The sequence below is a fragment of the Enterococcus avium ATCC 14025 genome (assembly GCF_000406965.1).
Classification (GTDB): Bacteria; Bacillota; Bacilli; order Lactobacillales; family Enterococcaceae; genus Enterococcus_A; species Enterococcus_A avium.
In genome coordinates this window covers 151090-173795 of sequence record NZ_KE136367.1, presented here as the reverse complement: position 1 = coordinate 173795, position 22706 = coordinate 151090, and the positions used below count along the sequence as shown (strand labels likewise).

Here is a 22706-nt window from a genome sequence, read left to right as displayed (position 1 = left end):
GTGAAAACGAATGGGTTGTATCTGTATTTGTTTTTGTATTTAATTAACGCTCTATAGCCAACTCTAAATAACATTCCGCACTTCAGTCGGGATTTTCAGATGATCTTCAATTATTCAGACCAATCCTACAAGACTTATAAGATAGTTCATATTGAATCTGTATTGATTGTAAAATAAATACTAAAACCTTAAAACAGGAGCAAATCTGAAAAATTAGATTTGCTCCTGTTTCTAATAGTATATTTATCTCCAGCCTAAATCAGGGGCGACATCTTTTACAATCGTTTCAAGTAAGTGCATATTGTAATCTACTCCCAAGGTGTTCGGGATCGTAACTAACACCGTATCCGCTTCTTTGATCGCTTCGTCCTCAGCTAATTCCTTAACGATCTTATCTGGTTCACCCGCAAAGGTTTTCCCAAAGATTGTAGGATTTTGATGATAAGCCAAGAAACCAACTTGATCATATTTTGCATCGTCGCCTTGATGACCGAATAGCTGACGATCCATATCTGTAGTAATCGGTTGAATCGAACGGGTGACTAATGTTCGTGGCTCGAAGTCGTGACCAGCTGTTTTCCAAGCTTCCTTGTATGCCCGCAGCTGTTTAGCTTGTTGGATATGGAAGGGTTCGTTGGTTTCGTAGTTTACCAACGTTGACGATTGCAGGTTCATTCCATGCTGCGCTGCCCAAACGGCAGTTTGAGTTGAACCAGCACCCCACCAAATTCGATGGCGTAAGCCTTCTGAATAAGGCTCCAAGCGTAATTTTCCAGGTGCTTGCGGGAACATTGGCTGCGGATTTTGTTCAGCGAAACGTTCGCCTTCGATCAATTTTAAAAATTCCAATGTCCGTTCACGAGTAATATCCTTAATCTCTTCTTCGCTGTAGTCGTAGCCGAAATATTTCCAACCATCAAGAACCTGCTCAGGTGAGCCACGCCCCACGCCTAATTGCACTCTTCCTTGAGTGATAATATCTGTAAGTCCAGCATTTTCTGCCATCATATAAGGATTTTCATAACGCATATCAATCAAACCAGTGCCAATCTCAATTTTGCTGGTTTTCGCACCGATTGCTGATAATAATGGGAAAGGCGAGCCAATTTGATCCGCAAAATGATGCACGCGGTAATACGCACCATCGATTCCGATCTTTTCCGCTTCCACCGCTAGATCAATCGATTGCAGATAAGAATCCTGCGCCGTTTTAACAAGTGAACCTTGGTCCATCCAATGACCAAAACTCAAAAAGCCGATTTTTTTCATGAAGATGACCTCCTCGTAAAATAGTTTTTGTCTAATACTTTTTAATCAAAATGCTTCTGAATCGAAAAATTTATTGAATAACACATTCCTTGCGGAATTTGTTTCGTTATTGTGTGATTTCTCAGAGTACAATGGATTCATGGAAAGGATCCAACGGGAATTTGCTATGCCCTCCTGTAGCTTTGTCTACCTTGCAAAGTCTGTTACCCGAACCACTGTTATCACTACCAACTCATTAGCTGTTTCGATAATGGACTAGACTTTCAGATAGTAGTTTGGAAGGCAGCTTCTAGCTCTTTTATCACCGTATTCTATTAGGCGAGGTTGTGGTTACACAGTGAGCTTCTGGGAAATCCCACAGTATCGAAGCATTTTCCAAAATTTAGATCGAAAGGAGGTCCTTCTTCCATGAAATTATTTGTCGGTATTGACGTTAGTTCTGAAAAGTTAGATGTCTGTTTCCTAACTGACGACGATCAGTTGTCTACATTGTCTGAAATCTCAGTCTCCAATGACATTGAAGGTGCTTCATTAACACGAGAAATGATTCTTGAGTTCAATGAGAATTACCTATTTGATCAAATTATAATTGGCATGGAATCAACGTCCATGTACAGTTTCCATCCTTCAATGTTTTTTCATGAAGACGAGGAACTAAAAAAGCTCAATACGCTTGTAACTATCGAAAATCCTTTTCGAATTAAACAATTTAGACGCATGTTTGATGAAGACAAAACAGATCGTAATGACGCGCTAAGAATTGCTGACTTTCTACGCATTCAACGTTTTACCACGTCTCCTATTAAAGAAGAAAAATACATGGCGTTACAGCGTCTGACCCGAACTCGTTATCAATTAATTAAGCAACTAACTCGTACAAAGCAACACTTTCTTGAAAATCTAACGTACAAATGCAACACACTTGTTCGTGAAATGAAAGACGAATCTACTAGTCTTTTTAGTGCTACAGTGATTTCTCTAATGACAGAAGACTTCACGTTAGATGAACTGGCTGAGCTTCCTTTGGAAGCTTTCAGTGACTTAATCCAAGAAAAAGGAAGAGGTCGTTTCAAACAACCCGAGAAAATTGCCAAGGCTATTCAACGAGCCATCAGATCAAGCTATCGCTTAGGCACTGTAGCCCAAGAATCTATTGATATTGTTCTGGGCGTTCTTGTTTGTGAAATGCGGGCTCTTGAAAAGAATATCAAAGAGCTGGATAAAGCAATTGAACAATTAGTTATAGTCATTCCAGAATATCAATGTTTAACCAGTATTCCAGGAATTGGAAAAGTCTACGCTGCTGGTTTGATCGCTGAAATTGGTCAAATCGAACGATTTGAAGATCAAACAAAATTGGCGAAGTACGCTGGATTAAGTTGGAAAGTTAAACAATCTGGAAACTATCAGTCTCAAAATACACCTCTGACCAAGCAAGGGAATCGATATTTTCGTTATTACTTAGTTGAAGCTGCCAACTCAGTAAAAAATTATCTTCCTGAATATAAAGCTTTTTATCAAAGCAAGTATAAAGAGGTACCTAAACACCAACACAAACGAGCACTCGTCTTAACCGCAAGAAAATTTACGCGTTTGGTGGATACGCTACTACGTAACCATCAACTCTACACGCCACCAAGGAGCGTGATAGATAAATAACAATTTGTTATTGACGCAAATCCTTGAAACGCCCGAAAAAAATTGATTTTAGTCGGGTTTAGTTCAGTGCGCTTCAAAATAGTCTATTCAATAAAAATAATCTCAAATTTCATCTTGACTTATCACCATTAGACTTTGTACTCTTTGAAATTACTTACTTTTAATAAGTTAAATAGATTCTACTACGATCGACTTTAAAAAGCGAGGATTTGTTCTTGGAACGTACTAAAGATTCCTCGGTTAAACAAAGAAAATCTTATTTGTTAAATATTTTGTAAACCACAACCTACAATTGATATACTGTACCTTGTTACAGAGACAGTATTATTAGAAATCTTCCCATTATATAGGTGATTATTTTGGTTTTAATTGAGACTAGACAGATGATTTCTCAAACCTTAAAGGAGGTACATTGTGGGAAATAATAAGAAAAAATATTTATTGATAGATCTAATAAAGAAAAAAATTTCCTTTTTCTTGAATAAGAATCAATTTAAAATAACGTGGCGTATTGAGGATAGAAATGTCGATCGAACAATAGATATGTTTGTTGCTCGACAATTACTGCTAAAGATTCTAAAAGTATCTTTAGTAGTAGGGAGCGTTATCATGTTAGATCGTTTTCTATTGAAACGATTTGAAGTTATAACAATCAATAGTTCTGATTTACTAAACTACATTATTGGAGGTCTAGGAATTGCGGGTATATTTTTGGGGCTATACGGCTCAAACATTATGAGTATATATTCTGCTAAATATACAGATGCACCAAAAAGAATAAGGGAGTTATTTGAAAAAGATAGGTTAACAACGAAAATAGTAAATACTATTTCCAATTATTTCTTTTCATGCACATTGACGTTGTTTTTATTGGTATTAAAAATCAAAATTGGTTTAGTTTATGTTTTATGGTTGTCCTTATATACTTTAGTGATTCTTGTTTCATATAGAGAATTAGGGAATTCATCGTTAAGACTAGTGGAAAGTTTCAACTTGGCTTCTGAACCTATACAAAACTTAAATAGAGTAATGGGCTTTTTCAATTATAAATATAAAGGAATGATGAGTGATGTTTCATTACAAAACCATTTGAAGAAAATCGCATCCAAAAACGTTATGGATTTAAATTTAATTGCACAATACAATATTGATAGCGGTGAAAAAATCAACAAAACTGCAGTAGATTTTTCAATAAGATTATTAGCTGTTATTTTTAAATATTGGGAGTATTGTGATTCTATTCCATATAATTCGAAATGGTTTAAAGAGAGTTTAGTATATCCTAGATGGCATTTAGCCAACGCAAGCTCCTTAGACGTTTATATAGAAACCGGCTCCCATCTTTCACCAGAAATGAAAATAAATGATGAATGGTTTGAAGAAGAGATACTGGACATTGAAAAGAGCATAATAGGATATCTGACATCGAACAAAGACACTAAAGCACTGGTTTCGGTTTTACAAGTCTTAAATTCAAATGTCTCTAAGGCAGACTCTTTAAAAAAAATTGAGATCATCGTAAAGTTTACACGAAAGATACATAGTTTATTAAATACTGTTATAGTTGCAGAACATGCAAAAGAATATGATGAACAAAAGTTAGAGTTAATTGAAACGTTTTTAGTTCTATATCGTAGTTTGATAGCACAAAGTAATATCATCATAGAAAGTATTGACTTTGATGAAATTTACTTTCAATTTAAAAATAAAGAAAAATTTTCAGAAATTATCAATAATGAAAAATATTGGAAGTTATTTAATGGAATAGAGACAGAAGAGAATATAGAAAAGAGACAAATAACTTCTAAAGAATACCTAACTGGATTGATTAAACTAGATAAAGAATTCTATGTTAAAAGATTTATAGAAAAAAACATACTCGCTACTTATGATAATGTTGTTGAATATGGGAAGTTATTATTTGAAGATAAATATTTCTTTGAATCATACGTTGTATTTAATCATCTGAGTTTATGCAAGAAACAGATGGACGTTATTTTATCCAATTATAGTAATGATTTGGGTGAAGAGCCTGTAGTAAAAAAAGAACAAGACAATAAAAATCGTTTTCAAATAGTAGATGAATATTTATTTAAGTGCTCTTTAAGAGTATACGCTAAAGTTAACGATTTAAAAGTTGAGTTTCCAGACGTCATAGGATATCTATTTAATATTTATACTGAAAAAACATTAAGTTCAATTTTTGAGAATGATGTGGAATTATTTACAAGGGAAATTGGGCAGTTCAAAGAAATTAGTGAATATCAATTTTTTAACATACAGAATTCAATAACGGATAAAAAAATTATAATGTTGCAGTGTTTCTATCTCCCAAAATAGAATACATGATGATTTGTGGTTACGCTTGTTTATGGGGAGATATTTCACAGAATAGTGATTGGGAGAGAGCAGTTAAAGATAATCTTGAAAATATGCACAATCCTCAAAAAACAATAGAAGAATGTTTAAGACAGGTTAGTTTTTGTACTGCACAAAGAGATTTAGGTATTCTATCAACTAGTTATAGAGGATTGTTGCACACTAAATGGAGTATGGACTTTATGAATCATGTTGCTGATAGTAACATATTAATTTATGAGGAGGGAATGTTTGGGCAACGATTATTACAAACAGATAATAAAATGTTGGAACGGTTCTTAGGAAAGACAAAGAGATCATTTAACTCATTAAATTATCCGATTTATGAATACTATGCCGTTAAGGTGTTGAATGATTATTTGGATAATGAGTCGAAATATATTTCACATACTAAGTGGGAGGAAGACAGGTAATTATGGAAAATAAATTTATAATAAAAAAGCCACAGCTCTTTGTCCCGAAAAAAAGGAGGTATATAGATTCTTTTTATGGACATATGCTGATAGAGGATTTTACAAACCTTTATAGTATAGATAAAAAAGGTTGTGAAATAATTGAAAATAGCGTTTTTTTTAGACATTTTGAAAAATATCAATTTCAAGAAGAATTATCAAATATTTTTTTTGCTTTGTTGATGGAAGGAAAAGCCTATTTGAAAATAGTACATTTAGAAGAAAGTGATAGTTACCCTTATAGACTCTTCTTGATAAATAATAGAGGTGTTTTTTATGGAATGAAAAATGCTTATTTTATTACTAAGGACTATCAAGGAAGATTAAAAATATACAAAGTAAAAAAAACTAAGGTTAAAAAAATTGATTTAAAGAAGTTTGGATTAACTAAATATAACTTGAGAAGAATGTTCAAAAATTTGTTTAAACTATCAGATATGAAACTTCTTAATTATAGTGAATTTGTTAAAAATAATGACATTGAGAACTACATGAAAAGAATAGATTTTTATGCTTTAAAGTATACGAAATGCGTAAATTGGAATGTACGTGGACTCTTGAATCTGTTGCTAGGTCAAAATAAATATTATGCATGGCACAGAGAATTAGAATTTAGAATATTAAAAATAAAAATCTATAGAGATGTAGTTCATAGTGTTAATGAATTAGCCGTTTCTCTTAATGAAGAGGTATTCTTTTCGGATAAAGAAATTGAAAAACTTTTGTCTTTTTATGAAACTTATCGTGATAAGTTTTTAAAAAATGAACTGAGTATGGAAGAAATGGAATCAGCTGTTTATAATTTATAATCCACAATTTTACTTACCAGAAAGACTGATCTGAGGTTTATTCAAATCAGTCTTTCTAGTTAACCGATCTGATTATGATCGTTTCATATAAATATTTTCTCCAACACGCTGATACATAAATAGTCAGCCTTGGGCAGGGGATGTAGGTAGACGATTTTTTGCTCAGTTCATCTGCTTATAATTATTTTAACTTTAGGATTAGGATCAGTACTTTGTCTGAAATAATTTTGAGTTGACGTTGAAGCTCATTGAAGCGAACGACTGAGTATTTTTCCAAACAATATAGGATGGTCATTTTATACATACAAATTCTAGATACATTATTTACAAACATTTGTGGTAAGATTGAGTTGTAATGGAGGTGAAAATAATGGCAAAAGGAATTATTGTAAAGCCAACTATTATTCAATGGGCAATACAATCTTCTGGTAAAAGTATTGTTCAAGTTTCTCAAAAATTCTCTAAAATTGATGAGTGGGTATCTACTGAAAGTGAGTTAAGTGTCAGTGAACTGAATAAGCTAAGTAAGGAATTACGAATCCCTTTCGGCTATTTTTTTCTAAAAAAACCACCAGTTGAAGAGGTCGATTTATTAAAATATCGAACGATTGATAATGAAGAACATGATAAACCAAGTAGAGATTTGATTGATACGATTAAACTCATGGAAACACGGCAGAGCTTTATGAGAGAAACGTTGATAGAAGATGGTTTTTTACCACTTGAAATTGTAGGAAGCGCGAATGTGAATGATGATCCCAAGAAATTGTCTAAAAAAATTATTGCGCAACTTGGTTTAGCTAGTGATTGGAATAGAAAGAGTAATGACACATTTAATGTACTTAGAAAAGCTAGTAGTGACTTAGGTATTCTCGTTATGCAAAATGGGATTGTTGGTAATAATCCTCATAGATCGCTAGATATTTCTGAGTTTAGAGCGTTTGTACTTATTGATGCCTATGCGCCGTTGATTTTTCTAAATGCAAAAGATAGTTTAAATGGAAGAATATTCTCCTTGTGTCATGAGTTGGTTCATGTTTGGTTGGGTGTTAATGAATTGTATAATGACTCCTTTTATCGTGACCAGACTTACTTAAATGAAAAACTAGAAAGATTTTGTAATGAAGTGGCGGCGGAGATGCTGCTACCAACAAAATTACTGATTCGCGTGTTCAAAAGGGATGTAGATGCGTATTCTAATGTAAAGAGTATTTCTAGTCAGTTTAGTGTAAGTGCTTTAATGGTTTGTATAAAGATCAAGCAGCAAAACTTAGTTACCAAGAAGACATTTGATGAACTGTTGGGCGTGTTAGTGGAAGAAATGCACGATAATTTACTTGCTAAAGAACAAAGTGAAAAAAAATCGGGTGGAAATTACTACAATACGCAAGGCTCGAGACTGGACTTAAATTTTGTTCATTCTGTAAATAGGAAAGCAAAAGAAGGGAAAATCTTATATACAGAAGCCTACGATCTTTTAGGAGCAAAAGGTAAAACTTATGATAATTTGGTGAATCATATGGAGGGGCGATAATGAAGAAGTATCTAATTGACAGCAACAGTTTAATATCACCCTACCGAACGTTTTATCAATTTGATTTGGTTCCTTCTTTTTGGAAATGGTTTAAAAAGACCTATGATCAGTCTATTTATCTAGTGGACAAAGTTCGAGATGAACTGTGTCACGCCAAAAAGAATAAAGATGATTTACAGATTTGGGTTGAGGAAAATTGCTTAGCCAAGGGGAAAATAATCTTGCCCAATAGTGATAGTATCGTATTGAACGAGTATGCAACGGTACTGAATTATGTAGCTGAATCCCCTTTTTATAAACAAAAAAGCTATGATGAGTGGGCTGCTTTTGAAAAGGCTGATCCTTGGTTAATTGCCTTAGCAAAAGCTTATGACTACACAATTGTGACAATGGAAGAGCGTAATCTGAACTTGAATTCTAAAAATCCTACAAGCAAAGAGCCACGAATACCAGATGTGTGCGCAGCTTTAGGAGTCGAGTGCATCAACTTGTATGACTTGATGCGCGAAGTTCAATGTGTCATCTGATTACAACTAGATATAAGTAGTACAAAAAGAACACAATCATTTTTACAAATACTAAAAAGCCGAACGACCAAGCACTATCATCGATAGTCACAAAGTCGCTCGGCTTTTCAACGTCTAATTCTCATTCACAATCTTCTGAATCGCCTCCGCCAAATGGCGAATCACATTTGGTGCGCTAGTGCGGAAGTCATCGATAAACGATCCCGACAGACTATCAACGGTACCGACTTGTTTGTTCATGATATCAAAGATGGCAAGGGTTTTATCTTCGGGCTGCCATTTCACTTTCCAGTAGGGACCTTCTAGATCGCCATCTAGGATTTGCTGGCTATTATCGAGTACGGCTTGTTGGATGACTTCTTCTTCGGTGATTTTATCGCCTTTTTCTTTGAAGTAATTTAGTTTTTGTTCGACTTCATACATATTTTCGGGAACTAATGAGTACATGATCGGGACTCCTTTTCTCGCTTATTTGCGAGGCTTTACTTTCTTTTGTTATATACAACTTCGGCTAAATCTGCAAAGAAAAACCCTTATACCGCACTTTTGGTATAAGGGTTTGGATCGTCTATTCTCGCCAATATTCTGGCCGCATAAATTCATCACAACAGCGCACGGTTCTGGCGTAGTCTTCGATCGGAAAATCAGCCTTCAACGCTTGAACCATCCAAGCGTCTTCTTTGCCTTTTTCTACTGGATAAGGCGCTTGGAAATCGAGTGGCAACGCGGGCTTGAAGCCATGCTTTGGATAGTACTCGATATGACCTAAGACAAAGACTAACTCAACGTGCTTTTGCTGCAGCAGGCGCAGTCCTTCTTTGATCAATTGTCCGCCGATTCCTTGCTTTTGATAATCGGGCATAACGGCTAAAGGACCCAAGATCATGACCAAAAGCTGTTCGTGATTCGTGAGTGCTGCTTTCGTAAACAGGATATGTCCGACAGGTTTATCCTCATCAAATGCTAAAAGAGATAAAAGCGGCTGAGCGGTTGGTTCGGCCAATAGCTTCTCAGTCAAATCGGCCTCGTCTACTTCTCCAAAGGCGTGTTTTTCGATGAGATAAATCGTTTCGTTGTCTGCTTTAGTTGTTTCTCGAATCGTTAGTTTCATTATTTTGCTCTCCTCATATAAATGGATTTTTTAGCTGAATGAAGAGCAAATCACCGATAATAAACACAAGTTAGTCAAACAAGAGCCTCCTTTGTTTTGATAGCTCCATTATAAAAGAGACCGGTTACAACTACAAGTGACGGTAAAGCTTCTGCTTGATTGCCTAGGAAAAGTTCAAAAATAGCTTGACTCTTCCTTTGGGTAAGCCTTCATAATGAAGTAAGTCAGGAAAGGAGATGAACGATGAATAATTTAGTCAAAATCAGAGAGGTATCCAGTAAATACAATATTACTGCGCGTGCGCTGCGTTATTATGAAGATATGGGTATCCTGAATAGTACTCGCAGCGAGGGGTCCACGTATCGGATGTACGACGAAGAAGCCGTTCGACGGATCGAACAGATTCTTATTTTACGCAAATTGAACATCAGCATAAAGGACATCCAGCGGATTTTCAAAGCTTCCGGCTCGGATGTTGTGCTGGAGGTTTTAGGTAGAAAGGTCAACGCGATTGACGATGAGGTCTCTTTGCTGAATGAACTGAAAGGTATTGTGCTTGATTTTATCGAGGAAATAGAAAAAATGAATTTTTCGGATAATGCCGATATCAAGCAGCTCTATAACAAGGCCAAGGACATCGAGACACAGATTGTCAATGTAGACTATATTGGCAAACCAGCAAATATCAATCGTTTGATCGAGATCACGGATAAATTGGATAAGAAGGTTCCCGATGTGATGGTGATCAGAATTCCATCCTTTAGGGCAGTCACCTCTGGCGAACGCACCTTTGAAGAGATCTTCAAAAAAGGCGGCTATATGTTTCAGCTGTGGCAGCATTTTCCGCTGTATCGTCCAGTTATTTTTGACTGTTTGGACTTTATGCTGGTAAATGAAGACAAAGCCACTATGATATGCGCGGTTAAAGAAGGCGTCAGTGAAGCCGATGTGAGCCCGCTTGAGCTGATTGATTTTCCAGGTGGTCTGTATGCGATGGCCGTCAGTATTGACGAAGACGATGAGAGCATCCAGAAAGTCCAAGACAAAATTTTTCAGTGGGTAGAAGGAACAAACTTTGAAGTGGATAAAGCCCGCAATTTTATGTTCAATATGCCTTATTTGGACGAAGAAAATGCGTACCAAAAGGACATCGAGAAAGGTCTGGGCTATCGCCAAATGCAACGCTATGTTCCGATAAGATTGAAGGACGGGCTGTAGAATCTTCCTGTAGCGGGTCATCTGGTCCAGATCAATCAAGCTGAGAGTAATCAGGGACACGTTGAATCCAAGCATAGCTAAAAAGCTGCTAAATAGACAATTCAAGAGTGTTCCTCCAAATGTAGTAGGTAAAAGGTTCATCAAACATACCGTCGCTTTCTAACATATTTTCACACCCCCTGAGACCGTGATCGCAGGGGGGGATTGTTTTGCTTCCTACGCATGAATGACAGGATTTAATTGTGAAGGGTTATTCTCGTGGTGTGCTCTCTGGCGCTTCTTTGTTTCGAGTTCGATTCTTGATTTTTTGAATCCAGCGAAACAGTCCTTTGCCTTCCTTAGTGCTCTGTACTTCAGTGTCAGGAATTTGCTCTATATTTGACTCTGCTTCATCGCCAATAATTTGCTTGTCATTGATTGGCGGAAGGGCCTCATGGTTGATCGTGATAGAGTTCGAGGTATCTACCGTTTCAATGTGTTCATACTGACGTTCACGTGCTTGGCTTAAGACAGGGATGCTAGGTCTAGGTCGCAACAACTTGGTTGGCAGGGTTTCTTTTACTTTGTCAGATTCATCAGTGACTTCAAAAGAGCAAACCTTTTTACGGGTGGCGTCCTTCATTTTTTCTGCTTCAGGTTGTGTTTCTTCGTGGTCATGCTCTAAATCAAAAATCATGGTTTCAATCGTGGTGACGAACTTCGCCGATAAGACGGAATCAAATAGTTTTACGCCATCTTGTTCAAAAAGGTCGAGTGTCGTTAATAGTTCGCAAGCTTCTTTGATTTCTTCTGCCGGCAAGCTGGTGTCCACACCTTTGTAGCGCCAGTTGTGCTTGCCACCGTTATTCTTCGTAAATAATGCAACTAAATCTGTCGTTTCGGTTCTCATCGAATCCTTCCTTTCTTGTTTTTATGCGTAGGGTGTTTTATCTCAGGTCTCCGTCGTTTCTTCTGGACGGACAGCCGAAATGAGTGAACGAACAGCAGAGACGACTTTCTTGCCAAAGTTTCTTATGGGAAAGACTCTTAAGGTTAGTCGTTTCCACTCAGATTCCATGAAGTAATCTTTGAAATAATAGAAGAAGCGTTTCATCGTACGTGTGGCTTTGGTATTCATAAACAGGTAGCGGACAAGATCCTCTAGAATGTGGGCGAACTCTTGCGCGCCAAGCTTGAAGCGTACGCGTAAGGCTAAGATATACTTGATGGTTAAACTACTATTTTGTGTTTCTTGGTAATACTCCATGATGCGTTTTTCTAGTGTTTCTGGTTTTAGTGAGAATGTTTGATTGTATGTCAAAAGCTGTTCATTCATTAGGGTTTCCTCCTCGTGGGTGTGTTATATGATCGTTCAGTGTTTTTCTATTTGAGAAAAGGAAGCAGCGTCCTGCATAGCCTTATTATTTTTGTTAACTACACGATACGAGATTTAGCAAAAAGATGCGAATCGCAAAATAACCGTTACCCCCCTCAATTTGACACGTTTTAGGGTGAAAAGTGGCTTTTTTACCCCGAAAATGGTTATTTTAGGGGGGGTAAGTGTCAAATTGCGATTTGAAATGATTTTCAATTTAGAGTATAATTAAAGTTTTTGTTCAATTAGAATGTTTAGGTCTTAGAAACATTGAAAGACTGTTTGAATCACTCGAAGTTGAGGGGCTAATTCTAAGTTGTCGCTTGATATGATTGATCGAAAAGGAGTATGAGTATAGTCGAGGGTTTAGGTAAAAGGTATTTCTATTCATTCGATTAAAACCCCATGAGTCTTTCCTTTGACAGTAATCGCTATCTATGGTAATTTTTTAACTATTCTAAATGGTCTAAAAATTTTTGGAGGTATAGTCATGACATTCAGCAAACAGTTCGCAACTGAATCTTGCTGTTGTTGTATGGTGCTAAAAAGCAGCATACCGTTTTGTCATGTCTATTAACTGCCCAATTTTCGATTATTTTGGCTACCTGTATACCCGTTGAACGGGAATTTACAGGAGCAATATAGTGGAAGCTCAAGGTGCTGATTAATAGTCGGCGCCTTTTTTTGTTACCTAAAATTGAACGACAAACATGCGAAAAAAATAAATACGAGGAGAGCAATGATGATTATTAATTCTATCCAAGCGGCAATCGGACATACTCCGCTGCTGCGATTCACTCACCATCAATTTGAAGAAATTCCCGAAGGTTCAGCGATTTATGCGAAGCTGGAATATTTGAATCCAGGGGGAAGCATCAAAGATCGGCTAGGTGTTTATCTAATTGAAGAAGGCTTCAAACAGGGCAGGATCAAAGAAGGGACGACTATTATTGAACCGACCGCTGGGAATACGGGGATTGGCGTGGCCCTTGCAGCGTTGGAGGCGGGCTTACCGACGATTTTTGTAGTTCCAGAAAAGTTCAGTTTGGAGAAGCAAGCGTTGATGCGAGCTTTAGGAGCGGAAATTGTCCATACGCCAATTGCTGAAGGGATCAGTGGTGCGATCGAAGAAGCGAAAAGACTGCATGAGGAACTTGCTGACAGTTATCTACCCTTACAGTTTGAAAATCCCGCCAATCCAGAAGCGTATTATCGCTCGTTGGCACCGGAATTGGTTGAGGATCTTGGAGAAGGTATCACCAGCTTTGTAGCAGGAATCGGTAGTGGCGGGACCTTTAGCGGGGTGGCGCGGTATCTATTAGAACGAAATTCCGCGATTCGCTTGATTGGTGTGGAACCTGAAGGCTCGATCCTGAACGGTGGAGATAGTCATGGGCATGAGATTGAAGGGATCGGTGTTGAGTTTATTCCGACATTTCTAAACGAGTTACCGATCAGCTGCTTTGCTACGATTAGTGATGACGAAGGCTTTGCGATGACCCGAAAGCTAGCGAAGGAGCATGGAATTTTGATTGGCAGCTCATCGGGAGCCGCGATGGTAGGGGCCTTGGCAGAGGTTGCTAGCTTGCCTGCGGGAAGTCAAGTGGTGACGATTTTTCCCGATGCAGGAGATCGTTATCTATCAAAGGAGATTTATTTGAGAGAAGCTTATTAAGGATTATCCAGTAGTCTAATTTGCCAAGTTATGGCTATTATGAGTTGGCAAAAAAATGCGTGAAAACAACAGAAAGGAAACTTGCTGCTGGCGCAGGAGTATTACATGACAGAAAGGAAAAGCAAAAGGGCTTTGGAGGTGTGACTGATAGAGCCTAAAAAGTGAGTGATAGAAATAAAAATAGAGAGAGGTTAACAACATGGGATTGGAGTTTATGCCGATCTTTGAGGAGTGGGCAGTGGTCTACGACGATGAGGTGAATGGCGGAAATCCTGAATATCAGGAAGTTTTCGCTAATTACTGGCAGATACTGGATGAAATCAATGCTGCTTCGGGGGAGGTAGTATTAGAGTTCGGTAGTGGAACAGGCAATTTAACCGAAAAACTAGTCGTTGCTGGCAAGACCGTTTATCCAGTCGAGCCATCACCGGAAATGCGAAATATCGCAGCGGAAAAACCAGCGTTACACGAGACCACCTTTTTCGCTGGCGATATGGAAAAATTCCCTGTACCCAATGAACCAATAGATACGATCGCTTCAAATCTGGTCTTTCACCATTTGACCACAGAGGAAAAGGCGCGAGCGATCCAACGCTACAGTCAGCTATTAACTACTGGCGGAAAGATCGTTTTTGGAGATACGATGTTCCTATCGCAGAAGACGTATACGGAAATCTTGGAAGTAGAAAAAGCAGCAGGACGAGCCAACTTAGCAGCTGATCTCGAACGGGAATACTATTCCTTAATGAGTGAGCTGGAAGAACTATTCCGAATGAATGGCTTCCAAACAAGGTATAAACAAATGAATCGCTTTGTTTGGTTAGTTATCGCAGAAAAAATAATGGAGGCAGAATAAATGAAAATGAATGTTGAGAGCTTCAATTTGGATCACACAAAGGTAAAGGCGCCCTATATTCGGGTGGCAGATAAGAAGACCGGAGCGAATGGTGATTTGATCGTCAAATACGATGTCCGCCTAAAACAGCCAAATCAAGCCTATATGGATATGGCGGCGCTACATTCGTTAGAGCATTTAACGGCAGAGCTAATTCGTAACCACGCAGATTACATCGTGGACTGGTCGCCAATGGGCTGCCAAACAGGTTTTTATTTAACCGTTTTGAATCACGACAATATCGATGAAATCATGGACGTAGTAGCGTTGACAATGCAAGACGTGTTAACGGCTACCGAAGTTCCCGCAAGCAATCCAGTGCAATGCGGCTGGGCAGCGAACCATACGTTGGAAGGTGCACAGGACTTAGCGAAAGAATTTTTAAGTAAGCGTGGGGAATGGTCTGTCATTTTTATGAATGAATAAGTGTTTTTAATTGGAGACTGACTCATGAATGAGTTGGTCTTTTTTTTGATGTATCATAGCTATTTGTGTTGTCCGTTATCTGTTCTTTGGATAATAATCGTTATTTTTAAAAGTTTGAGAGGCTAGTAATTCTTTTTTTAAACAAAATTTTTCATTTTTATTAAAAATTTGGGATTTTGTGTATTTACTGACTTAAAGTCTTATAAATAGCCGTTTTCTATAAAAAAGCTCGTGATATAGCGCGTTGCTGGCGTTAATGTTTACGGCTAGAATAATAACGGATGTGATTAAATCGATTTTTTGAAACGAATATTTATCAAATAATAAGATCAAATTATGAGCAGAAGATTATCAAGCTACAGGAATGAATAACTATTGAAGTAAATCCTATCTAGAGGGAGCCTGACAGGATGGTCTAGCAGAACAGCCTTTCCATTTTAGGTAAAAATAGGAAAAAGAGCGTGAAATCAACGGAAATTCGTGATTCACGCTTCTTCTGATCATCTTTCTGGATAAATATTGGCTTCAATTTCATCACGCTGTTTCGCTAAAAATGGTGGTAAAGCTAGACTTTCTCCTAATTTTTCCAGTGGCTCATCAAGTGTAAAACCAGGGGTCAAAGTCGCAAACTCTATACGATTTCCGCCAGGCTCACGAATGTAAAGGCTTTTAAAGTAACCACGGGAAACTAGCTTTTCGATCTGCCAGCCTTGTTTTTCTGCTCGTTGATACAACTCATTTAAGGCGGTATCATCAACAACCGCAAAAGCGATATGATCTGCACTGCCTCGTCCCATGTGACTAGGCTTGTTAGCTTCAGTAGGCAAGATTTCGAGAAAATCCGTCGCGTTCAATTGAATTCGCTGATTAACTGTTGCCCACCCAAGAAACGTCTCGAAAAAAGCACTAGTCGCTTGAGGATCGCTAACGTGGAGCTGACTAGAATGCAATCCTATGATTTGTTTATCTGCTGGAACGTCATTGTTGACTTGATGATCCATCGCCAATGGCGGTAAATCCGTCTCAGTTAAGATGATTTCTACCTGATCGGGGTCAAAAAAGTGAATTTGGCGATCATTTACAGAATAGTCGATAGAATATTTGTTCAACCGTTCTTGCCAATAAGCCATGCTAGTTTGCGGAAGCTTCAGACCTATTGTGGAAATGAAGTTTTGATTTTCGTAGCGATGTCCTAGGCTAGGGATAATAAAAAAGGTTACGACACTGCCGGGCGCTCCTTGATAATCGCCGTAGTAGTAATGAAGCATCCGATGATTATCTTGATTGACTGTATTTTTAACAAAGCGCATCCCTAGAATTTCTGTATAAAAATGGACATTTTCATGACTGTCTTTGGTTAATAATGAAATATGATGAAATGCTGGCATAAAATCCCCTTCTTTTTTGCTTACTTTTGATAAGTTTAAAAGAAAGGTGAAAAATGAGCAAGTCAAGCGGCTCGGTAGAGTAATTAGTGATGGATAAAAATAATGGCAGCCGTCATTTTCAGTAAACGTTTTCTTTTTTTGTAGGAAGTATTTGTTCTTCTCGTGTTTCTATTAGTTATTCTTAGAGTTCCTTTTTGATTCTTATATCCCTTAAAAGGATGTTTTCTTATTTTGTTAATAACAAGAAGTAAGTTCAGATTTACACCTAAAGTTGCTCTGTAATTTAATCTATAGTTAATGCTTGATATATAGAAAATTCCTTTTCTTTTTTCTTAAGGATGGGGAATAGCTAAGCAATAAAATCATAACGAAAATAAATAAAATAATATACAAAAAATAATTGTTTATATTTTCTGTAAATTAGAGGTGTTCTATAGCAAAGTTGAAACATAATTGTTTTTCCAACTTGAAGCAAACTTTTTGGAAAAAGTCCTAACCCTTTTATTAATAATATATTTGACGAATTATACATATAGATAATTCATGTATAGGGAAACAAATTTCTAATAAGTATATTTTTGGATTTGTTCTTTTTATAAATGATTAAATGATTAGAAAATAGGGCATAATTCTGCTTAATTACCATGATATTAACATGTTTTACAAAGCGGAAAATGTTATTATTAATTTTTAAAAGCAATATTATGATATCTTATGTAAGCGGTTATATGTATGTCTATAAACATATTTCTTAAATTTTATTTCGAAATAAGTTGATTTAAAAAGACCTTCCTTTGTTTTTTTTTTAATTTACAAAAAAAAAAAAGAAAAATGAAGAAATCAATTTCTGTTATTGTCATTACAGAAAGGAGGTCTAAGGATATAAAAGAGAACAGTTATTTTATAAAGAGAGGAGGATGCAAATGCAGAGACTGAGAAAGCTTACAGTATTTTTCATCCTAACTTTCATTGCCCTATCCCAAGTTTCGCTTGTCAGTGCGGAAACTTCTGAGCGAATCATTGAAAGCTCTAGTAATGAAAGTAGTTCAGAATCGTCAGAAGATCCAGAAGAACCGAAGGAATCCGTTAAAGAAAGCGATAAAAGTGACGAAGACGCTGAAATTGTTCGTACATCGGAATCGGAAGAGTTACCTACTTCTGAGAAAGAGGAGACTGTGACTAGTAGTTATGGTCCGGCAAAGAATAAAAGGACGCTAGTTAGGCCCTTTTTGGTAGGCACAGCGGATAATCCTTCAAATGTTCACCCTAGTTGGGGAGAGCTTGGAGATTATCACAATCCGAATGGATACGAAAGCGGTGTAAACATTTCGAATGTTTTTCGACCAGGTATCTCAAGTTCAGGACTGCCGCCGCAGGTATATGAGAATGGTAAGGTGCTGACGATTACGAAGGATCAGAAAAGTCAGCTGGGTGCTGTCTGGTCCAAGAATAAAATCGATCTGTCGTATGATTTTGCCTTTCGATTTGATATTTACTTAGGCTTAAAGAAAAGAAAAACTACAAGCCCTTCTAGTGAAATGGGAACAGGTGATGGGATGACCTTCACTTTTACAAATGATCCGCGAATTGGAACTGCTGATGAAACAAGCGTGATCGGTTCTGGCGGGAAGGCGTTAGGTGCTTATGGCGTCGGTAGTGCGGGAAGAAATTATGTTCGCAATGCCATCTCAGTTGAGTACGATACGTTTTATAACGATGACCAGGATTCCGGCCTTTCAGCTACTGATCGTCGATATGGACATATCGGAGTTGTCAAACCTGCTGAAACAACACCCAAGGGGCATCTCGCAGTAACGAATTCTAATTTTTGGCTGTCATTTGGTGGGACGTATTACGATAATAGGCTCCTTCCAGGCTGGCGTTCAATGGTGGTTGCTTGGCATGCGGCTAGTCGTACGTTAATGATCCGTGAAGAAAATGATGTAGATGACGGCATTCCGCCAATCAGCTACACCTTCAAGGATGAACAAGAAATGCTATCGACATTTGGTGGTTCGAAGGAAGTTTACTTCGGCTTTACTGGTTCAACAGGGTCGTTGGCACAAACCAATGCCTTGATGATCCGCGAAATGCCAACAGCAATCAAAAGTCAAGAAGCAACAATTCAAAATGTCACGCAAAATTCATCTGTTGGTACGGATGTGACTGCGCAGCGTGGGGATAAGTTAGAAATCAAGGATTCCATTAAAATCAAGAAAAATTCCTTTGGTTCTAAGAATGTCACCATTGAAACGACTTTACCATATGGTCTCGATTTTGATGACAAGTTGAATCTGAGATTGAATGGTACTGAGATTCCTGAAACGCTTTACGAAATTAGTGGTCAAAAGCTTAAATTTCCTAATTTGAATCTGGAAAACACGAGCAACGATCTGCTGAAGGAGTATGTGATTGCCTTCAATGCGAAGGTAAGCGAGGGCGCAGCAATCGGGAAGTCATTGAACACGAATTTTCATCTGACCAATCCCGATGCCTTAGAGGTAGATTACACGTCAAATAATGTCTCGGTAACAGTAGAGGATCCGCCTGCTGCAAATCTAGTCCTTCATCATAAGAAAGCTGACTCTAAAAGTGTTGAGACGGAAACAATCTCAATGCCAATTGGGAAAAAATTTCGTTTGATCGATTACAAAAAAGCGACATCCGATTATCAAGACTATGTTTATACGGGACTTGAGGGTGGCGATTCAGATGAAACCGAACATGAAATGACCTCAGCTGGTGCAGAATTTACGCTCTTGTATAAGCCAAAGGGTGAATTTAAAATGACGGTTCCAAAGATTTTTAACTTTGGCTCATACCCCATTCAGCAAAAAGAAATCAATGCGACAAAACCTAAAGGATACGAAGCAGATGGCAGTACACAAACTGATTTGAGTATTAAGGATACGCGTTATCAAAAATCAAAATGGACGCTTTCTTTAGCTCAAAGCAAACCGATTCAATTAGAAGGGGACGGTGATCGTAAATCACTAGCAGATACGTTGTACTATTCGGATGCTCAAATTAATCAAAATGCTTCAGTTGTTGAATCGGATACATTTACGACTGATACTATTTTGAATATCAGCAGCAGTTGGACAGACACTAAGGGCTTGATGATGAAAATACCGTTTAGTAAGCAATACAAAGGCGTCTATACAGGTGAGCTAACCTGGACGTATGCTTTAGCACCATAGACTGGAGGTTTGAGAGATGCAAGTTAAGAAAAAACCTAAATGGCTATTGATCAGTTGCTTAATGATTTCTTTTTTCTTTCATTCAACAAGCCTAGGTGCTTATGCAGAAGAAAAACAAGAATATAGCAGTAATGGCAGTGTAACGTTATATGGAGAATATAAGTTTGAGGAAGAATCAGCTAATCCGAAAGACAAAAAAGAATTACCAGGGACATCTGGTAATGGGAACGACTATGTTGATCGTGGAGCAAGCACGTCTTCTTTACCCGATACTATTCCACAATTAGGGGATTCTAGCTATGTAAGAGCTAAAATTTTCGGCACACTGATTTTAGGAATGATCGGATGCATGATAGTAAAAGAACGAAAAAAAGGAGTGCAAGCATGAAGAAAACAAAATTATTGGTATTGGCACTAATCTTAGGGTCTATCTCTACAGGTGCTATTTCAGCAAATGCTGAAGAAGCAACTGGAAAAATCGAATTTATTCAAGGAGCCGGATCTAATGGAGATGATCTTTACATTGATCATGTATCCAAGTTAGATTTTGGGCAAAAATCAATTAGTTTGACTGATCAAGATTATAAGAGCACTGGACATACATTTTCAGTCGTAGACCTAACGGGTATTTATTCAGGCTGGAGTTTGTCAGTTAAGCAAAATGCCCAATTTAAAGGAAATGGGGGAAATGGGAAAGATTTGTCAGGGGCAACTTTATCATTGACTGACGTAGGAACCCCAGTTGGAGTAACAGGTGTGACAGCACCTTCTAAAATCAATCCAACAATCAAATTTGCGAATTTCAATCAAGATCAAATAATCGTGCAAGCTGCTAAAAATGAAGGAAGAGGTCAATGGACCTTTAATCATAATGCAAATTTACATGTGCCAAAAACAGCCTTAGCTGAAAAAACAACGTACCAAACAACCATGACTTGGACATTGGAGCAAGCTCCTACAGCGCCTTAATTAAGGAGCGAAGTTAGTCATATAAACATAAAAAATTTTTATAATCTCAGGAGGAAAACATGAAAAAAATTACAATTTTATTAACAGGACTTTTATTAAGCTCAGCTGTATTAGGCAGTCTATCAGTGGATGCAGCTACGTATTCATCGAATGGTGTCGTGAATTTTGAAAAGGACGATACTCCAACTCCCCCAGTTGATCCAGTTGATCCAGATCCAAACAAGCCGGTTGATCCAGTTGATCCAACTGATCCAAATGGCCCAGAGCCTGGTACCCCTGGACCATTGTCAATTGACTATGCATCAAGCTTTGACTTTGGTACACAAAAAATCTCAACTCAAACACATACTTATAATGCCGCATTGCAAAAGTACAAAAATGGAACCCCTGCTGATGGCCCTAACTATGTGCAAGTAACGGATAAAACTGGTCTTTATACAGGTTGGGACTTAACCGTTAAACAAGAATCACAATTTAAAAAAGGAACGACTGATTTAACAGGTGCAGCTATGACGTTGAATAAGATCAAAGCTAAAAGTATCAGCGGATCTGCTGCTCCTACAACTTCCACTAAAGTAGATCTAAATCCTGGTGACGAGCATAGTATTGCCTCTGCCGCTGCAGGACAAGGTAAAGGAACTTGGGCTTTCCATTTTGGCGAAAATGCAACGGATGCAGCCGATGCGGTTAGATTAACAGTACCAGGGACTGCCAATGCAGAAGTTGGGAAATACACGACTAGCCTAACTTGGAAATTAGTGGCAAAACCTTAATTTAATAGGAGGCAAAATATGAGAGCAGTAACAAAGTTTATCATTACCGCAGCAAGTTTATCGATTTTTGCCTCAATTCAAACAGCTGCACATGCGCAAGAACAATTTTATCCAAGTGAGGGTGATGTAGGCTTTACATCAGGGAATGAAATTACACCACCCGTTGATCCAAATGATCCCGACCCGAATAAGCCGATACGTCCAATTGATCCAACTAATCCCAATGGTCCAAAGCCAGGAACGCCCGGGCCGCTGTCAGTCGATTTCGTTTCCAGCTTAGACTTTGGTGAGCAAGAAATCACGAATAAAGATCGAACATATTACGCTAGAGCGCAACGTTACGTTGACACGGAATATTTAAGCCCAAATTATGTGCAGGTGACAGATACGAGAGGTGAGTATACTGGCTGGCAATTATTAGTTAGACAAACCAATCAGTTTCATGCGGAGAAGGCAGTGAAGTATCACACGTTAACGGGTGCAAGAATCACTTTGAAAAATCCGGAAAGTGCTAGTGTATCTGATAGTCCGGCTCCAGTGCTTAATCCTCAAATTTATTTAGAAGGCGATAATCGTTCAAATGTAGTCATGCAGGCGAGCGAAAATGCTGGGATTGGTACATGGGTAAACCGCTGGGGAACTGTCGAATGGGTAGAAGAGAAAGATCAAGAAGATAAAGTGAAAGAAATACCTGTAATCAAGTCGGTGGAACTTTCTCTGCCTGGAAAAACACCAAAAGAAGCTGTTAACTATTCGACAAATTTGGTTTGGACATTAACAAGCAGCCCGATTGATTAATACTTGTCATTAAAACGAATAAGGATGTCAGTTGCGAGTTCCACTACGTATTTTTAATACGTTAGTGGAATCGTATGTCGACGATAATAAGAGAATTTGATTCAAATTTACACATCTTTATTAGAGTCAGTTCAACTTTTAGCAGGAGATATAGCTAGAGAAGTATTAGGCAAAAATGTTTCATAAATGGACTGAATACTTTAGTTGAATGATATATGGCATTCGAATAGAACTAATTTTTCCGTGAAAAATTAATTCATTAAAACGAAT

Annotated in this window: 21 protein-coding genes; 15 read left to right on the top strand and 6 right to left on the bottom strand. The window is 37.7% G+C overall.

The genetic code is table 11. The features are described from left to right. Positions 1 to 243 precede the first annotated feature (243 nt). Positions 244 to 1269 (bottom strand): LLM class flavin-dependent oxidoreductase, encoded by a 1026-nt coding sequence (locus OMU_RS20185; protein WP_016181713.1) that lies wholly within the window; start codon positions 1267 to 1269, stop codon positions 244 to 246. A 408-nt stretch (positions 1270 to 1677) separates the two neighbouring features. Between OMU_RS20185 and OMU_RS20180 the strand changes: the two genes are divergently transcribed. The 6 genes from OMU_RS20180 (at position 1678) to OMU_RS20155 (ending at position 8629) form a co-directional block, all read left to right on the top strand. Beyond that, positions 1678 to 2928: an IS110 family RNA-guided transposase gene (locus OMU_RS20180; RefSeq protein ID WP_016178086.1), complete on the top strand. Its 1251-nt coding sequence runs from the start codon at positions 1678 to 1680 to the stop codon at positions 2926 to 2928. Positions 2929 to 3342: 414 nt separating this feature from the next. After that, positions 3343 to 5268 carry a hypothetical protein gene (locus OMU_RS20175; RefSeq protein ID WP_016181712.1) on the top strand — a complete coding sequence of 642 codons (1926 nt, stop codon included), beginning with the start codon at positions 3343 to 3345 and terminating at the stop codon, positions 5266 to 5268. Between the two features lie 5 nt (positions 5269 to 5273). Then, entirely contained in the window at positions 5274 to 5720 is a 447-nt protein-coding gene (locus OMU_RS20170) for a hypothetical protein (RefSeq protein ID WP_218064666.1), read from the top strand. Between the two features lie 2 nt (positions 5721 to 5722). Further along, positions 5723 to 6568 carry a hypothetical protein gene (locus OMU_RS20165; RefSeq protein ID WP_016181710.1) on the top strand — a complete coding sequence of 282 codons (846 nt, stop codon included), beginning with the start codon at positions 5723 to 5725 and terminating at the stop codon, positions 6566 to 6568. A 370-nt stretch (positions 6569 to 6938) separates the two neighbouring features. Next, complete coding sequence (locus OMU_RS20160) at positions 6939 to 8102, top strand: ImmA/IrrE family metallo-endopeptidase (protein WP_016181709.1); 1164 nt, start codon at positions 6939 to 6941, stop codon at positions 8100 to 8102. Beyond that, positions 8102 to 8629, top strand: a complete 528-nt coding sequence (locus OMU_RS20155) for a DUF4411 family protein (RefSeq protein ID WP_016181708.1) — start codon at positions 8102 to 8104, stop codon at positions 8627 to 8629. The genes OMU_RS20160 and OMU_RS20155 overlap by 1 nt, the downstream gene beginning before the upstream one ends. Positions 8630 to 8743: 114 nt before the next feature. Here the strand turns inward: OMU_RS20155 and OMU_RS20150 are convergent, their stop codons facing one another. Further along, complete coding sequence (locus OMU_RS20150) at positions 8744 to 9076, bottom strand: hypothetical protein (protein WP_016181707.1); 333 nt, start codon at positions 9074 to 9076, stop codon at positions 8744 to 8746. A gap of 121 nt (positions 9077 to 9197) precedes the next feature. Continuing rightward, on the bottom strand, positions 9198 to 9740 hold the full coding sequence (locus tag OMU_RS20145; protein ID WP_016181706.1) for a GNAT family N-acetyltransferase: 543 nt from the start codon (positions 9738 to 9740) through the stop codon (positions 9198 to 9200). Positions 9741 to 9983: 243 nt separating this feature from the next. Between OMU_RS20145 and OMU_RS20140 the strand changes: the two genes are divergently transcribed. Further along, on the top strand, positions 9984 to 10958 hold the full coding sequence (locus OMU_RS20140) for a MerR family transcriptional regulator (protein ID WP_016181705.1): 975 nt from the start codon (positions 9984 to 9986) through the stop codon (positions 10956 to 10958). 250 nt (positions 10959 to 11208) lie between these two features. Here OMU_RS20140 and OMU_RS20135 read toward each other — a convergent pair whose 3' ends face one another. Continuing rightward, positions 11209 to 11847 (bottom strand): DUF2922 family protein, encoded by a 639-nt coding sequence (locus tag OMU_RS20135; protein ID WP_016181704.1) that lies wholly within the window; start codon positions 11845 to 11847, stop codon positions 11209 to 11211. A gap of 42 nt (positions 11848 to 11889) precedes the next feature. After that, entirely contained in the window at positions 11890 to 12273 is a 384-nt protein-coding gene (locus tag OMU_RS20130) for a hypothetical protein (protein WP_016181703.1), read from the bottom strand. A 781-nt stretch (positions 12274 to 13054) separates the two neighbouring features. On the opposite strand from OMU_RS20130, the gene OMU_RS20125 reads away from it, so the two are divergent. From OMU_RS20125 to OMU_RS20115, 3 genes are all read left to right on the top strand, one after another. Then, entirely contained in the window at positions 13055 to 13987 is a 933-nt protein-coding gene (locus OMU_RS20125; RefSeq protein ID WP_016181702.1) for a PLP-dependent cysteine synthase family protein, read from the top strand. A 199-nt stretch (positions 13988 to 14186) separates the two neighbouring features. Continuing rightward, positions 14187 to 14843, top strand: coding sequence for a class I SAM-dependent DNA methyltransferase (locus tag OMU_RS20120; protein ID WP_016181701.1), 657 nt, complete (start codon positions 14187 to 14189; stop codon positions 14841 to 14843). After that, a complete protein-coding gene (locus OMU_RS20115) occupies positions 14844 to 15308 on the top strand; it encodes an S-ribosylhomocysteine lyase (RefSeq protein ID WP_016181700.1) in 465 nt (154 codons plus the stop codon). A 500-nt stretch (positions 15309 to 15808) separates the two neighbouring features. On the opposite strand, the gene OMU_RS20110 is transcribed toward OMU_RS20115, so the two are convergent. Continuing rightward, positions 15809 to 16696, bottom strand: coding sequence for a VOC family protein (locus OMU_RS20110; protein WP_016181699.1), 888 nt, complete (start codon positions 16694 to 16696; stop codon positions 15809 to 15811). Positions 16697 to 17619: 923 nt separating this feature from the next. Between OMU_RS20110 and OMU_RS20105 the strand changes: the two genes are divergently transcribed. Genes OMU_RS20105 through OMU_RS20085 form a run of 5 tightly spaced genes read left to right on the top strand, consistent with a single transcriptional unit; the run spans position 17620 to position 22436 of the window. Further along, positions 17620 to 19896 carry a lectin-like domain-containing protein gene (locus OMU_RS20105; protein WP_016181698.1) on the top strand — a complete coding sequence of 759 codons (2277 nt, stop codon included), beginning with the start codon at positions 17620 to 17622 and terminating at the stop codon, positions 19894 to 19896. Positions 19897 to 19912: 16 nt separating this feature from the next. Then, positions 19913 to 20284 (top strand): EF2685/EF0750 family sortase-dependent surface protein, encoded by a 372-nt coding sequence (locus tag OMU_RS20100; RefSeq protein WP_016181697.1) that lies wholly within the window; start codon positions 19913 to 19915, stop codon positions 20282 to 20284. Then, a complete protein-coding gene (locus OMU_RS20095) occupies positions 20281 to 20865 on the top strand; it encodes a WxL domain-containing protein (RefSeq protein WP_016181696.1) in 585 nt (194 codons plus the stop codon). The genes OMU_RS20100 and OMU_RS20095 overlap by 4 nt, the downstream gene beginning before the upstream one ends. A 59-nt stretch (positions 20866 to 20924) precedes the next feature. Further along, positions 20925 to 21638, top strand: coding sequence for a WxL domain-containing protein (locus OMU_RS20090; protein ID WP_016181695.1), 714 nt, complete (start codon positions 20925 to 20927; stop codon positions 21636 to 21638). Between the two features lie 18 nt (positions 21639 to 21656). Then, complete coding sequence (locus OMU_RS20085; RefSeq protein WP_016181694.1) at positions 21657 to 22436, top strand: WxL domain-containing protein; 780 nt, start codon at positions 21657 to 21659, stop codon at positions 22434 to 22436. Positions 22437 to 22706 lie beyond the last annotated feature (270 nt).

Coding starts and splice junctions, on each gene's coding strand:
- OMU_RS20185 (WP_016181713.1), bottom strand. CDS start 1,269: ATGAAAAAAATCGGCTTTTTGAGTTTTGGTCATTGGATGGACCAAGGT.
- OMU_RS20180 (WP_016178086.1), top strand. CDS start 1,678: ATGAAATTATTTGTCGGTATTGACGTTAGTTCTGAAAAGTTAGATGTC.
- OMU_RS20170 (WP_218064666.1), top strand. CDS start 5,274: ATGATGATTTGTGGTTACGCTTGTTTATGGGGAGATATTTCACAGAAT.
- OMU_RS20165 (WP_016181710.1), top strand. CDS start 5,723: ATGGAAAATAAATTTATAATAAAAAAGCCACAGCTCTTTGTCCCGAAA.
- OMU_RS20160 (WP_016181709.1), top strand. CDS start 6,939: ATGGCAAAAGGAATTATTGTAAAGCCAACTATTATTCAATGGGCAATA.
- OMU_RS20155 (WP_016181708.1), top strand. CDS start 8,102: ATGAAGAAGTATCTAATTGACAGCAACAGTTTAATATCACCCTACCGA.
- OMU_RS20150 (WP_016181707.1), bottom strand. CDS start 9,076: ATGTACTCATTAGTTCCCGAAAATATGTATGAAGTCGAACAAAAACTA.
- OMU_RS20145 (WP_016181706.1), bottom strand. CDS start 9,740: ATGAAACTAACGATTCGAGAAACAACTAAAGCAGACAACGAAACGATT.
- OMU_RS20140 (WP_016181705.1), top strand. CDS start 9,984: ATGAATAATTTAGTCAAAATCAGAGAGGTATCCAGTAAATACAATATT.
- OMU_RS20135 (WP_016181704.1), bottom strand. CDS start 11,847: ATGAGAACCGAAACGACAGATTTAGTTGCATTATTTACGAAGAATAAC.
- OMU_RS20130 (WP_016181703.1), bottom strand. CDS start 12,273: ATGAATGAACAGCTTTTGACATACAATCAAACATTCTCACTAAAACCA.
- OMU_RS20125 (WP_016181702.1), top strand. CDS start 13,055: ATGATTATTAATTCTATCCAAGCGGCAATCGGACATACTCCGCTGCTG.
- OMU_RS20120 (WP_016181701.1), top strand. CDS start 14,187: ATGGGATTGGAGTTTATGCCGATCTTTGAGGAGTGGGCAGTGGTCTAC.
- OMU_RS20115 (WP_016181700.1), top strand. CDS start 14,844: ATGAAAATGAATGTTGAGAGCTTCAATTTGGATCACACAAAGGTAAAG.
- OMU_RS20110 (WP_016181699.1), bottom strand. CDS start 16,696: ATGCCAGCATTTCATCATATTTCATTATTAACCAAAGACAGTCATGAA.
- OMU_RS20105 (WP_016181698.1), top strand. CDS start 17,620: ATGCAGAGACTGAGAAAGCTTACAGTATTTTTCATCCTAACTTTCATT.
- OMU_RS20100 (WP_016181697.1), top strand. CDS start 19,913: ATGCAAGTTAAGAAAAAACCTAAATGGCTATTGATCAGTTGCTTAATG.
- OMU_RS20095 (WP_016181696.1), top strand. CDS start 20,281: ATGAAGAAAACAAAATTATTGGTATTGGCACTAATCTTAGGGTCTATC.
- OMU_RS20090 (WP_016181695.1), top strand. CDS start 20,925: ATGAAAAAAATTACAATTTTATTAACAGGACTTTTATTAAGCTCAGCT.
- OMU_RS20085 (WP_016181694.1), top strand. CDS start 21,657: ATGAGAGCAGTAACAAAGTTTATCATTACCGCAGCAAGTTTATCGATT.